The organism is Xanthomonas sp. WHRI 7065, assembly GCF_040203115.2.
Taxonomy (GTDB): domain Bacteria; phylum Pseudomonadota; class Gammaproteobacteria; order Xanthomonadales; family Xanthomonadaceae; genus Xanthomonas; species Xanthomonas arboricola.
Genome location: NZ_CP168194.1, coordinates 3070375 through 3082686 on the forward strand (window position 1 = coordinate 3070375; position 12312 = coordinate 3082686).

Below are 12312 nucleotides of genomic sequence, written 5' to 3' on the forward strand. Positions count from 1 at the left end.
GGCGCGTTTTAACAGCACAGAAACGGTCCAGCAAAGCCTGACGCCACAGTGCCGACGCCAGGCCTCAGGGCCGGTATTCCTTCGGATCCAGAAACTCGGCAAGACAGGAGCCCACACGCAGCGCCTGCTCGCGCGCATCGCCGCGGTATTCGCCCTGCCCTGCGCCTTCGATCGTGGCGATCGGCGAAGGATGGTCGCGGTGATACACGAACGCCGTCGACGACCACTGCGTCTGTCCAGGGGCCTGACTTTCCATCGTTTCCACGCGGAACTCACCGCAGTAGCCATGGATCAACGTGCGTCGAAGTGTCTTGTGCGTCATGTGCGGAAGTATCGCCACGCGCAGTTGAAGACCACGTGGAAAAACCACCGCGATCCGGCAGCGCGCGATCCGGCTCCAACCCCTTGGGTCACCGGACGCAATCTGCCAAGCCCATTCAAGGGCGGGCCGTACCCGCATCCGCCCGCCGGGCACCTTCTCCCGATGGGAGGAGAATTAGGCGCTGCACATCAGCTGGGGTTTGCGCAGCACACGCACCGCCCAGGGGGTGGCGCCACAGCACGGAGCAACACAGCAGTTCGCCCAGCCGCAGGCGACAGGTCTGCCGGCAAACGCAAGCAAGCCACCCGCAGCAATCGCTGCAACGTGGCGTCAACAAAACAGGGAAGAGAGTTTGCACATCCGGCGATTGCCGGGAAGCCTTGCGAACGAAGGCTTGGAAATGGTGGCCGAGGACGGAATCGAACCGCCGACACGGGGATTTTCAATCCCCTGCTCTACCAACTGAGCTACTCGGCCACTATCGCAACATGCTGCCTGCGTTGCGAGGAGGCGCATCATAGCGAGCAGGCGCAGTTTGAGCAAGCATTGTGATGAACTTTGTTGCGGGCCGGCGCGGCGACCGTGCTTTCCTGCACCGGTTCACGGCGCGCGGCGTGCGACATGGCCTAGCCTGCGCAGGTCCCGAGGAGATTGTCATGCACCTGCCCCGCCTGCTGTTGTCGTTCGCCATGCTGCTGCCGTTGATGGCCGCGGCCCAACAGCCAGTACGCGCAGTGCCGCAACTGGACATCTCCCGCTACGCCGGGCAGTGGCACGAGATCGCGCATCTTCCAGTGTCGTTCCAGACGAAGTGCCGTAGCGACATCACTGCCAGCTACACCTTGCGCGACGACGGCTTGATCGGCGTGCGCAACGGCTGCCGCAGCGCCGATGGCGAGCTGACCCAGGCCGAGGGAGTGGCACGGCCGGTCGAGGGCCGGCCCGGGCAGCTGCAGGTGCGCTTTGCGCCGGAGTGGCTGAGCTGGTTGCCGCTGGTGTGGGCCGACTACTGGGTGATCGCACTCGATCCGGACTACCAATGGGCGGTGGTCGGCGAACCGGATCGCAAATATCTGTGGATCCTGTCGCGCTCGCCACAGATGCAGCGCGCGCAGTTCGAGCAACTCAAGGAGCAGGCCACGCAGATGGGCTACGACCTGTCGCCGCTGATCGTGGCTGCGCCCTTGCGTTGACGCCAGCGGCCTGAACGCAGGCCGTGCTGCGTCGTGTGCCGCAACGCCTGCGCACGGACACGCCGCAAGGCAGCAAGGCAGCGTCCGTACTGCGTAGTATTCTTGGCGCCGCCTTACACCCGCCAAGGACCTCAGTACATGCGTCGTGCCTACCGTCTCCTGATCGTGTCGCTGGCCTGCGGCCTGCTGCTGAGCGCCTGCGGCGGTGCGGTCCGCCGCGTGTCCGAGCCGGCCGCCAGCATCCAGCAATTGACCGTGCGTGCCGATGGCTCCTGGTCGGTCGATCTGCGGCTGCAGAACTACAGCAGCATCCCGATGCAGTTCGAGCGCGTGGCGCTGGAGATTTCCGCCGGCGATCAGCTGGCCGGCAAGCTCGACCAGAGCGTCGGTATCTCGATCGGCCCGGAAACCGCCGACGTGGTGACCGTCAGCGTGCAGCCGACCTCGCTGGGCCGCCTCACCGTGGCCGATGTGCTCGCCGGCGGCCGCTCGCTGCCTTACTCGCTCAAGGGCACGGTGTGGGCGACCCCGCAGGACAAGAAGCAGCGCGATTTCAGCGTCGAGTCGCGCAACACGCTCAGCCCGGCCCCCGGCCTCAACGGCGTGCTGCGCTGACGCGCACGCCTTCCCGCACTCGCTTGAAGGATCCCGCATGAGCAGCTACACCGCCCCGCTGACCGATTTCCGCTTTGCCCTGCACGACGTGCTCGGCGCGCAGGCCTTGTTCGCCCGGCTCGGCTATGCCGACGCCAGCACCGACATCATCGACGCCGTGCTCGAAGAAGCCGGCCGCTTCACCGCGCAGGTGCTGGCGCCGCTCAACAGCGTGGGCGATGAGATCGGCTGTGCCTTCGACAAGAGCACCCATGCGGTGACCACCCCACCCGGCTTCCGTGCGGCCTACGACCAGTTCGTGGAAGGCGGCTGGAACGGGCTCACCGCCGAGACGCAGTTCGGTGGCCAGGGCATGCCGCACACGCTGGGCGTGCCATTGAGCGAAATGATCAACGCCGCCAACCTGGCCTGGGGCAACTTCCCGCTGCTCTCGCACGGCGCGATGGAAGCGCTGCGCCAGCACGGCGAAACCTGGCAGCAGGATGTCTTCCTCAAGCCACTGATCGACGGCCGCTGGACCGGCACCATGTGCCTGACCGAGCCGCATTGCGGCACCGACCTGGGCCTGCTCAAGACCCGCGCTGAGCCCAACGCCGACGGCAGCTATGCCATCACCGGCACCAAGATCTTCATCACCGCCGGCGAGCACGACCTCACCGACAACATCGTGCATCTGGTGCTGGTCAAGTTGCCGGACGCACCGGCCGGCGCCAAGGGCATCTCGCTGTTCGTCACCCCCAAGTTCAAGGTGGACCGCGACGGCAACATGGGCGAACGCAACGCGCTGCACTGCGGCTCGATCGAGCACAAGATGGGCATCAAGGGCTCGGTGACCTGCGTGATGAACTTCGAAGGCGCGCAAGGCTATCTGGTCGGCCAGCCGCACAAGGGCCTGCAGGCGATGTTTACGATGATGAATACCGCGCGTCTGAGCGTGGGTCTGCAGGGCATCGGCCTGTCCGAGCGCGCGTATCAGAACGCGCTGCGCTACACCCGCGAGCGCCTGCAATCGCGCGCGCTCAGCGGTGCCAAATTCCCCGACAAGCCGGCCGACCCGATCATCGTGCACCCGGACGTGCGCCGCATGCTGCTGACCATCAAGTCGCTGACCGAAGGCAGCCGCCTGCTCGCGCTGCACGCGGCCAGCCTGGTCGATGTGGCCCACCGCGGCGCCACCGAGCAGGAACGCGCCGACGCCGAGACCCTGGTGAGCTTCCTCACCCCGATCTCCAAGGCCTGCCAGACCGAGTGGTCGATCGAGAACACCTACCACGCGCTGCAGTGCTTCGGCGGCCACGGCTACATCCGCGAATACGGCATGGAACAGCTGGCCCGCGACGCACGCATCACCACCATTTACGAAGGCACCACCGGCATCCAGGCGCTGGATCTGATCGGCCGCAAGACCGCTGCCAGCCAGGCGGCGGGACTGAAGCTGTTCCTAGCCGATGTGGAAACCTTCGCCAATGCGCAGGAAGGCAATGCCGCACTGGCCGAGTTCATCAAGCCACTGCGCGACAAGTGCAGCGAGTGGGCGATGCTGACCCGCGACGTGCTCGATCGCGCCGCCCGCAACCCGGACGAACTCGGTGCCGCCAGCTACGACTATCTGTTCTATTCCGGCTATGTGGTGCTGGCGTACTGGTGGGCACGCAGCGTGGCCGCTGCCGATGCCTCCGCGCACAGCGAGGAGTTCAAGCGCGCCAAGCGCGAAACCGCCCGCTTCTACTTCGCACGCGTGTTGCCGCGGACGCTGACCCATGCCGCCACCATCCGCAGCGGCGCAGCGCCGTTGATGACGCTGGAAGCGGAGTTGTTCGGCGAAGCCTGAGCAAGCGCATCATCGCGGCGGGCTGCCGTTGTCGTAGGAGCGGACCTGGCCGCGACGAGGCAGTACCGATCGGCAAGACGTCGCGCCCAGGTGCGCTCCTACAGCAACATCCCAGGATTGCGCCGCTGTCGTAGGAGCGGACCTGGCCGCGATGAGGCGGTACCGATCGGCAAGACGTCGCGCCCAGGTGCGCTCCTACAGCAACATCCCAGGATTGCGCCGCTGTCGTAGGAGCGGACCTGGCCGCGATGAAGGCGGTATCGATCGGCGAGACGTCGCGCCCGGGTGAGCTCCTACGGCTAAACGAGGCCTGCAACGCGTCCGAAGATTGATGGCGCAGCGCGGCGGCATCGCGGCCGGGGAGGCTGGGCGGGGACGTGCCGACCGACGATTGCAAGGCGCGCGCCAAAGCCGTTCGCTGCGATACACAAACTGTCAACGATCGGGTATAAGCTGTTTTCCCGATGGAGACAGACACGCACGCAGGTGATGTGATCTTCCCCGGAGGCTCTTCTGCTCCGGTCGCGGGCAGCGCTGTCGCTGCGATCCAGCAACTTCCCACCTTGCGCCTGCTGTCGCTCGATGCGCATGGTCGCGTACTGGACTGGATCAACTGGCAGGACGCCGCCTGTCTGTACGCACGCGATGCGGTGTCCTGGACGCTGGGCGAGCCCTGCATGCAGATCCATGGCGGCATCTCGCGCCTGACCGGCGAGCGCAGCGTGCTGGAATTGCATCCCATCATCGCAGCGCGCGGGCACGCGCGTTCGCGTGCGCTGGACCCGACGCCGACGCTCAGCAACACCGCCCTGTTCGCGCGCGACTCGCAGCTGTGCATGTATTGCGGCCAGCACTTCAGTCGCCCGCATCTGACCCGCGATCACGTCATGCCGGTCTCCAAGGGCGGCCGCGACAGCTGGGAGAACGTGGTCACCGCCTGCTTCCAGTGCAACTCGCGCAAGGCCAACCGGACGCCACAGCAGGCGCATATGCCGTTGCTGGCCGTGCCGTACCGGCCGAGCTGGATCGAACATCTGATCCTGTCCAACCGCAACATCCTCTCCGACCAGATGGCGTTCCTGCGCGCGCAGTTGCCCAAGCGCTCGAAACTGTCGCTGTAGTCCGCCATGCCGGCTCGGCGCGATGCTCCGAGCGCCAAATACGACCGTTGGCAATGGCCGATCGAGAGAAAGGCATCGTCGACGGTGTCGAGCGTATCGGCTCACGACGGCGCATTGCCTCGTATGGCCTCCTACCCGTTCTCCCCTGTGCGCCGGCTCCACCCGCAAGCCATACGACGGCCAGGCACCCCTGACCTATCCCCCAGGCCGCTGACCCAGGTGCGGCAGATTGCCGCAGCCCTGGGAACCCGGCACGCCCGCCTGCGCTGCCAGCAGGCTCGGCCATCACTTCCCGCTGACAGCTGAACCGGTTTGCTTGCCGGGCCTTCGCATGGGGAGGACAATACGGCTTCAGAACATTGACACGATGATGATCGACTCCACCCGCTATCCGCGCCTGTCCCGCATCCAGACCCCCGACGATCTGCGCACTTTCGACGAGGCCGATCTGACCGCGATCGCCGAAGAGCTGCGCGCCTACCTCATCGAATCGGTGGGCAAGAGCGGCGGGCATTTTGCGGCCGGCCTGGGCGTGATCGAACTCACCGTCGCCCTGCACTACCTGTATCAGACCCCGGTCGATCAGCTGGTGTGGGATGTGGGCCATCAGACCTACCCGCACAAGATCCTTACCGGCCGCCGCGACCAGATCCACACGGTCAAGCAGAAGGACGGCGTGGCGCCGTTCCCCAAGCGCGAAGAGAGCGTCTACGACACCTTCGGTGTCGGGCACTCCTCGACTTCGATCTCGGCCGCGCTGGGCATGGCGATCGCCGCGCAGCGCAGTGGCGACGAGCGCAAGGTGGTGGCGGTGATCGGCGACGGCGCGATGACCGCCGGCATGGTCTACGAGGCGCTCAACCATGCCGGCGGCATGGACCCGGAGCCGAACTTGCTGGTGATCCTCAACGACAACCGCATGTCGATTTCCGAAGCGGTCGGCGGGCTGACCAAGATGCTCGGGCGTGCCAGCGGCAGCCGCACCCTCAACGCCATCCGCGAGGGCGGCAAGAAGATCCTCGGCGACAAGAAGAACAATCCCACCGCGCGCTTCGTGCGGCGTTGGGAAGAACACTGGAAGGGCATGTTCGTGCCGTCCACGCTGTTCGAGGAAATGGGCTTCCACTACACCGGCCCGATCGACGGCCACGACCTGCCCGGCCTGGTCGGCGCACTGAAGACCCTGAAGACGCTCAAGGGCCCCCAGCTGCTGCACGTGATCACCACCAAGGGCAAGGGGTACGAACTGGCCGAGGGCGACCAGATCGGTTACCACGCCGTGGGCCCGTTCGATCCGAGCAAGGGCCTGGTCGCCAAGGCCGGCGCCAAGAAGCCGACCTATACCGATGTCTTCAGCGACTGGGTCTGCGACATGGCCGCGGCCGAACCCAAGCTGCTGGTGATCACCCCGGCGATGCGCGAGGGTTCGGGCCTGGTGCGTTTCAGCAAGGAATATCCGCAGCGCTATTTCGACGTGGCGATCGCCGAGCAACACGCGGTGACGCTGGCTGCCGGCATGGCGACCCAGGGCGCCAAACCAGTGGTGGCGATCTACTCCACCTTCCTGCAGCGCGGCTACGACCAGCTGGTGCACGACGTGGCGGTGCAGAAGCTCGACGTGCTGTTCGCGATCGACCGCGGCGGCGTGGTCGGCCCGGATGGCGCCACTCATGCCGGCAACCTGGACCTGAGCTTCCTGCGCTGCGTCCCGCACATGGTGGTGATGGCGCCGGCCGACGAGGCCGAATGCCGTCAGATGCTCACCACCGGCGTGCGTTACGAAGGCCCGGCGGCAGTGCGTTACCCGCGCGGCACCGGCCCGGGCAGCGCACTCGATGCATCGCTCACCAGCCTGCCGATCGGCAAGGCGCAGCTGCGTCACAGCGGCACACGCATCGCCCTGCTGGGTTTCGGCGCCAGCGTGGATGCCGCAGAAGCGGTCGGCCGCGAGCTTGGCCTGACCGTGGTCAACATGCGCTTCGTCAAACCGCTCGATAAAGCCATGCTGCTGGAACTGGCCAAGAGCCACGAAGGCTTCGTCACCATCGAAGACAACGTCGTTGCCGGCGGCGCCGGCTCCGGCGTGGCCGAGTTGCTCAACGCCGAAGCGGTCACCATGCCGATGCTGCACCTGGGCCTGCCGGACAGCTTCCAGCACCACGCCAGCCGCGAAGACCTGCTGGCCGAGGCCGGCATCGACCAGGCCGGCATCCGCGCTGCGGTGCTCAAGCGCTGGCCGCAGCTGATGGCAGGCAAGCCGCCCGCGTTGAATGCCGCTGCAGGCTGAAGCCTGCGCGGGTCACACGCGGCGGCAGTTGCGGCAGGCGGTTGCAGAATCGCCTGCCTGTGCCGGTAATGCCGTATGCCGCGTACTGACGCTGATGCGTTGACCCGCAACACGACCGATCCCGCGCGATAACGCATCAGACCTGCGGCACCGCCCCAGTGCGTGCAAACGCCTCCACCAGCCGCAGGATGCGCGCCTGCGAATCGATGTCATGCAGCTCTGTCTGCAATCTGCGCACGCCCGCCGGCAGCTCGCTGGCAGCCAGTGCCTCGCGCAACAGCGCAGGCAGACCGTCCAGCTCGCGCAGCCACCACGACGCACCTGCGCGCTGCAGGCGCGCGGCATGGTCGAACTGATCGTAATCCAGCGGGTAGACGATCGACGGCAGCCCCGCCGCCAGGCAGGCATACAGGATGCCGGCACCGCCATGGTGGATGACCAGGTCGTAGCGATGCAGCTGCTGCGCGTAATCCACGTACGGCAGGCGCTGATAGTTGCCGTGCGTCTGCGCTGGCGGCGCGGCGCTATCGCCATCGCTGAAGTGGAAGATCACCTGCGGAAACTGCACTGCGACGGCACGCAGCACCTGGTCCATCCGCTGCTTGACCCATTGCAGATGCGTGCCCAGCGTCACCAGCACATGCCGACGACCGGGAACGAACTGCGGCGGCGCAACCGCCGCGGGCGGCGTACACAGCTGCGGCCCGACGAAGCGCACCGCCGCCGGCCAGCGCCGTGCCAACTCGAACGACGGCAGACCCAGCGCCAGGATGCAGTGCGGCGAATACACCGCCTCGCTGCGATCGCTGCGATAGATCGCCGGCAATCCGGATGCGCGCATCTGACGGCGGTAACACAGGTGCAGGCTCCATTTGAAACCACGCGTCAGCCGCCGCGCCATCGCCTGCCAGATCCGCTGCGCTGCCGTGGATGGCGGAAGCAGGCCGCCGAAATACGCCGGAGGCCCGTCGCCGGTTTCGATCACGCATGGCGACGGCATGCTCGTCCACCAGGCGATGCCCATCGCCTGCGCTGCCAGCCCCGCGCTGGGCAGGGTGAAATCGGCGATCACCAGGTCCGGCCTCCGCTCGCGCCAGCGCTGCCGTACCGCATCGCCCACGCGCGCCATCAGGCCAAGCGCGCTGTGCAACTGTCGGCGCAGCCGCAAGGGATTGTGGCCTACCGCATGCGGTGGATTGGCGATATCGAGCAACTGCCGGTCGGCTTGCGCATCCAGCATGCCGACCGCGCTCAGTCCGTATGCACGGATGCGCGCCAGCGCCGCCGGCGTGCTGATGACCTGGACATCATGATGTGGTGCCAGTTGCCGGGCGATCGCCAGGACCGGATGCAGATGCCCGCTATACGGCGGCGCGATCAGATCAATGCGCATGTTCCCTCCCCTGCACTGCCTGCTCGACCTGGGCGATGAAGGCCTGGCACTCGGCCAGCACTGCCGCATCGCATAGATAATGCAGATGCCCGCAGGCAGGCGTCAGATCTGGCGCACCGGCGAACAGCGCGCGCGAGATCCAGTCGCCGCTGCCCTGGACCACGCGCAACTGCCCGAACGCGGCAGGCGTATTGCACACCGGGCCATAGGCGAACACCGCAAGACGCGTGCGCAGCACCTGCGGCAGCCGTAAGGCCGTCAGCAGCTGCAGGCCACAACTGCCGGCCAGCAGCACCGTCGTCGGCGCCTGCTCCAGCAGCGCCACCACGCGCATACGATCCGCATCGGCAACGCGTGCGGCGCGCGCGGCCAGATACTGGCGCGCGTTGGACACGCTGGCACGCCACAGCGGCATGTGCCGGTAAGTTGGACTAGCGGAGCGATACGGATAATTGCAGTCGATCAGCCGCCGGCCCGGGCCTTGCAGCTGCTGCAGAAAATGCTGTTGCTGCATGCTCAATGCGCAACTCTCCGGATCGCTTTGCCCGGTGAGGAAGGCGATCTGCAGGCTGGCGCCGTCAGTCCGCACGGAAACGCCCATCCGGCAACACGCGATAACGCCGGGTGCGCCAGCGGATCGTGCGCACCAGCGCGGCATGCAGCAGATGCAGCGGCTGCAGGCACTCCGCGACAACCGACAGCAGCGGACGGTGGCGAACCGCACCGCTCACCCGCCATTGCACCAGGCACAGCAGCAGCGCACGCAGCAGCACGGTGCCCAGCACCCAGGCCAGCGCCGGCCAGCTCGCCTGCACGCAGGCACAGGCCAGCAAGGCCAGCAGCAGCAACGGCGGCAGCCCCTGCAGCACGCCGATCGCCGAACGCACGCCCACGCTCTGCCGACGCAGCAGGATCGACGCGAACAGCATCCATCGATGCATCTGGCGTGCGTAGCTGGCCAGATCCGGCATCGCGGTGCGCATCGCCACCGGCGCGACGGATTGGCGGAGTCGCCCGCCGCGCTCACGCACCAAGGTGGCAATGGCCAGATCGTCGGTGAGCTGTTGCAGTAACGCGGCAAAGCCGCCCCAGGCACGCAGTTGCTCGGTACGCGCGGCATAGCACATGCCGTTGATGGTCAGCGGCGCGGCGAATGGCAACCAGCCCAGATAGGTCAGTGCCGCATTGTTATTGACGAACTGCGACAGCAGCCGGCCTGGCAGCGTGGCGCTGTCCTGGTAGTACGGCAGCGCGGTGACCATATCGGCGTCGGTCAGATCCTGCAGCAGGCGCGCGAGCGCGCTGGCGCTCAGCTGTGCATCGTCGTCGAGGACCAGGCTGATCGGCGCGCGCACATGCGCCAGCGCGTGCTCGAGCTTCCAGGCCTTGGGATTGATCCCGGCTGGCGCGGCCGGCACCCGCATGCGCTGGATGCGTGCCTGCGGATGCAGCGCGACCAAGGCGTCGGCCACGCTATTTCCCGGGATATCGTCTGCATCCAGCAGCCAGACAAACTGCGCGTCCGGCAGCGCTTGCAGGTTGGCCGCAAGCACCTGCTGCAAATGCGCATCGCCCCCCAGCACCGGCTGCAGGATCGCCACCTCGGCCTGGGTTGCGGTGGCGCCCCCCGCTGGCAGTGCGCGTGCACCACGCAGCACCCACAGCACTGCAGCCGTCTTGACCATCAGCACCGCCAGGTAGGCAATTGCCATTATCGGAACGACTACGCCCACTGCGCCGCCTGCCAACGCACGAATGCCTCGATGCCTTGCTCCAGACTGACGCTGGGCGGCCCGAGATCGGCGAGCGTGCGTCGTGGATCGAAGGTCTTGGAATAGGCGAACGCGCCCACGCCGAAGCGCGTGATCGGCGGTTCGCCGCGCAGGCGCAGCACGCGATACGCCGCCTCCACCACGCTGGCCATGCGCAGTGCGGTGGCGATGCGCACTTCGCGTTGCGGCAGCGGCAGCTGCAGGCGCGCGAGCAGGTCCAACAGCAACTGCTGCAGATCCACCGGCTGCGCATTGGTGAGGTTGTAGGCCGGCTGCAACTGCGGCGCGGTCGCCGCGCGATAGAGGTAATCGCACAGCGTATCGATGTAGATCAGGTCGCCGATCACCGGCTGCGTCTGGCCGACGAAGCGCGGCAGCGCACCCTTGCGCGCAGCGGCAATCACCCGCGGGAACAGCACCGTGTCTCCCGGCCCGAACACCGCACGCGGGCGCAGCACGGATTTGTCGCCCGGATACTGCTGCAGCAGCGTTTCGCCAAGGTATTTGGTCTGCGCGTAGGTGTTGACGAACGTCGGCCCGATCGGGCTGTCCTCGCTGAGCTCGTATTGATGCTCCTCGCGATAGAACACCGAACTGGACGACACATACAGCAGGCGCGGGCAGCCATGGCGCTTGCAGAAATCGATGACGTTGGCGGTGGCCTGGACGTTGTGCAACTGGAACTGCGCGCGCGTGCCCCACGGCGAGGCCAATGCCGCAGCGTGGATCACCACATCCGGCTGCCACTGCAACGAGAACGGCTGGCTCAGATCGATGCGATGGTAGTTGGGCAGCTCGCTGGCGCGGCGCCCGATGCCGTGGATCTCCACACCCGGCTGCCCCTGGAAACGTCGCAGGAAGGAACCACCGACAAAGCCGGATGCACCGGTCACGAGAATACGCAGGCTCATCGCCACTCCGGTTGATAACGGTCAAGACTGGGTTGGCAATGCGACGGCAGGATGGCCAACTCCGGGTGTGCATGCGACAGCGCGTGCAGCTGCTGCACGGTGCGCCGGAACGCGTGCCAGTCGTGCATCAACAAACGTGTGGGCCAGGCAGGCCACTGCAGCGCAGACCAGGTCGCCGATGACCACACCGCGTCGGCGCACAGCAACACCTCGCGGTCGTGTTGATCGCGCAACCACAGGCCCATCTGCCCGGGCACGTGTCCGGGCAACGGCACGGCCAGCACGCTGCCGTCTGCGAACAGATCGTAGGCCGCGCCCAGACCTTGCCAGGCGCCGGTCAGCGCACGCAACGGCGCCTGCTCGGCAAACTGCAGGCGTCGATCGAAATCCTCGGGGAGCAGCTGCGGCAACAACGCACGCCGCAGGCCGCCGATGCGCGAACAACTGCGCAACTGTTGATAGTCGGCGCGCAGGCACAGGAAGCGCGCGTTGGGCAGATCGCGCAGGCCACCGACATGGTCGGCATGGAAGTGCGAAATCAGGCACCAGGCAATCTCCTCCAGCTGCACGCCACGGCGTGCCAGCTGTGCGCCCAGCGTTTCGTGCGCGGGCAGGTGCACCGGCGTGGTCCAGCGATACAGGCGCTCGGGCCAGGGATCGGTCGCGCGGAAAAAATGCTCGGCATACCCGGTGTCGTACAACAGCGCGCCGCGCTGCGGATGCCGAATCAGCACGCTCAACGCGGGGAATTCCACGGCATGCCAGTGACCGTCTGCACGCACCATGCGCTCGCAGTGGCGGCAATGGCCGATGCGCAGCAACTCGAGCGACACGCGCGGCGGCATCAGGGCGCGACCTGGTGGGAAC

11 protein-coding genes and 1 tRNA gene are annotated in these 12312 nt (G+C 66.7%); 5 read left to right on the top strand and 7 right to left on the bottom strand.

Going from position 1 to position 12312, the window contains the following annotated elements:
- Positions 1-64 precede the first annotated feature (64 nt).
- The gene (locus tag ABQY64_RS12835; RefSeq protein ID WP_024937906.1) at positions 65-322 is read right to left on the bottom strand and encodes a hypothetical protein; all 258 of its coding nucleotides are present in this window, start codon (positions 320-322) and stop codon (positions 65-67) included.
- Positions 323-723: 401 nt separating this feature from the next.
- Positions 724-799, bottom strand: a tRNA-Phe gene (locus tag ABQY64_RS12840).
- Between the two features lie 179 nt (positions 800-978).
- On the opposite strand from ABQY64_RS12840, the gene ABQY64_RS12845 reads away from it, so the two are divergent.
- The 5 genes from ABQY64_RS12845 to dxs all read left to right on the top strand — a co-directional run bounded on the left by ABQY64_RS12845 (position 979) and on the right by dxs (position 7369).
- Positions 979-1515: a lipocalin family protein gene (locus ABQY64_RS12845; protein WP_349779277.1), complete on the top strand. Its 537-nt coding sequence runs from the start codon at positions 979-981 to the stop codon at positions 1513-1515.
- A 138-nt stretch (positions 1516-1653) separates the two neighbouring features.
- Positions 1654-2130, top strand: a complete 477-nt coding sequence (locus ABQY64_RS12850; protein WP_039522095.1) for an LEA type 2 family protein — start codon at positions 1654-1656, stop codon at positions 2128-2130.
- 37 nt (positions 2131-2167) lie between these two features.
- Entirely contained in the window at positions 2168-3961 is a 1794-nt protein-coding gene (locus tag ABQY64_RS12855) for an acyl-CoA dehydrogenase C-terminal domain-containing protein (RefSeq protein ID WP_349779276.1), read from the top strand.
- Between the two features lie 464 nt (positions 3962-4425).
- Positions 4426-5082 (top strand): HNH endonuclease, encoded by a 657-nt coding sequence (locus ABQY64_RS12860; protein WP_349779275.1) that lies wholly within the window; start codon positions 4426-4428, stop codon positions 5080-5082.
- Between the two features lie 370 nt (positions 5083-5452).
- Positions 5453-7369 (top strand): 1-deoxy-D-xylulose-5-phosphate synthase, encoded by a 1917-nt coding sequence (dxs, locus tag ABQY64_RS12865; RefSeq protein ID WP_054592600.1) that lies wholly within the window; start codon positions 5453-5455, stop codon positions 7367-7369.
- A 136-nt stretch (positions 7370-7505) separates the two neighbouring features.
- Here dxs and ABQY64_RS12870 read toward each other — a convergent pair whose 3' ends face one another.
- From ABQY64_RS12870 to ABQY64_RS12890, 5 genes are read right to left on the bottom strand one after another with little or no spacing between them, the layout of a single operon-like run.
- Positions 7506-8762: a glycosyltransferase gene (locus ABQY64_RS12870; protein ID WP_349779274.1), complete on the bottom strand. Its 1257-nt coding sequence runs from the start codon at positions 8760-8762 to the stop codon at positions 7506-7508.
- On the bottom strand, positions 8752-9363 hold the full coding sequence (locus ABQY64_RS12875) for a hypothetical protein (RefSeq protein ID WP_349779273.1): 612 nt from the start codon (positions 9361-9363) through the stop codon (positions 8752-8754). The genes ABQY64_RS12870 and ABQY64_RS12875 overlap by 11 nt, the downstream gene beginning before the upstream one ends.
- Positions 9341-10495 (bottom strand): glycosyltransferase, encoded by a 1155-nt coding sequence (locus ABQY64_RS12880; protein WP_349779272.1) that lies wholly within the window; start codon positions 10493-10495, stop codon positions 9341-9343. Before ABQY64_RS12880 ends, ABQY64_RS12875 begins: the two co-directional genes overlap by 23 nt.
- On the bottom strand, positions 10486-11445 hold the full coding sequence (locus ABQY64_RS12885) for an NAD(P)-dependent oxidoreductase (RefSeq protein ID WP_349779271.1): 960 nt from the start codon (positions 11443-11445) through the stop codon (positions 10486-10488). Before ABQY64_RS12885 ends, ABQY64_RS12880 begins: the two co-directional genes overlap by 10 nt.
- Positions 11442-12290, bottom strand: coding sequence for an MBL fold metallo-hydrolase (locus ABQY64_RS12890; protein WP_349779407.1), 849 nt, complete (start codon positions 12288-12290; stop codon positions 11442-11444). The genes ABQY64_RS12885 and ABQY64_RS12890 overlap by 4 nt, the downstream gene beginning before the upstream one ends.
- Positions 12291-12312: the final 22 nt, after the last annotated feature.

Bases quoted from the DNA above. Each gene is read 5' to 3' on its own strand.
- ABQY64_RS12835 (WP_024937906.1), bottom strand. From the start codon at position 322: ATGACGCACAAGACACTTCGACGCACGTTGATCCATGGCTACTGCGGT.
- ABQY64_RS12845 (WP_349779277.1), top strand. From the start codon at position 979: ATGCACCTGCCCCGCCTGCTGTTGTCGTTCGCCATGCTGCTGCCGTTG.
- dxs (WP_054592600.1), top strand. From the start codon at position 5,453: ATGATCGACTCCACCCGCTATCCGCGCCTGTCCCGCATCCAGACCCCC.
- ABQY64_RS12850 (WP_039522095.1), top strand. From the start codon at position 1,654: ATGCGTCGTGCCTACCGTCTCCTGATCGTGTCGCTGGCCTGCGGCCTG.
- ABQY64_RS12860 (WP_349779275.1), top strand. From the start codon at position 4,426: ATGGAGACAGACACGCACGCAGGTGATGTGATCTTCCCCGGAGGCTCT.
- ABQY64_RS12870 (WP_349779274.1), bottom strand. From the start codon at position 8,762: ATGCGCATTGATCTGATCGCGCCGCCGTATAGCGGGCATCTGCATCCG.
- ABQY64_RS12890 (WP_349779407.1), bottom strand. From the start codon at position 12,290: ATGCCGCCGCGCGTGTCGCTCGAGTTGCTGCGCATCGGCCATTGCCGC.
- ABQY64_RS12875 (WP_349779273.1), bottom strand. From the start codon at position 9,363: ATGGGCGTTTCCGTGCGGACTGACGGCGCCAGCCTGCAGATCGCCTTC.
- ABQY64_RS12855 (WP_349779276.1), top strand. From the start codon at position 2,168: ATGAGCAGCTACACCGCCCCGCTGACCGATTTCCGCTTTGCCCTGCAC.
- ABQY64_RS12885 (WP_349779271.1), bottom strand. From the start codon at position 11,445: ATGAGCCTGCGTATTCTCGTGACCGGTGCATCCGGCTTTGTCGGTGGT.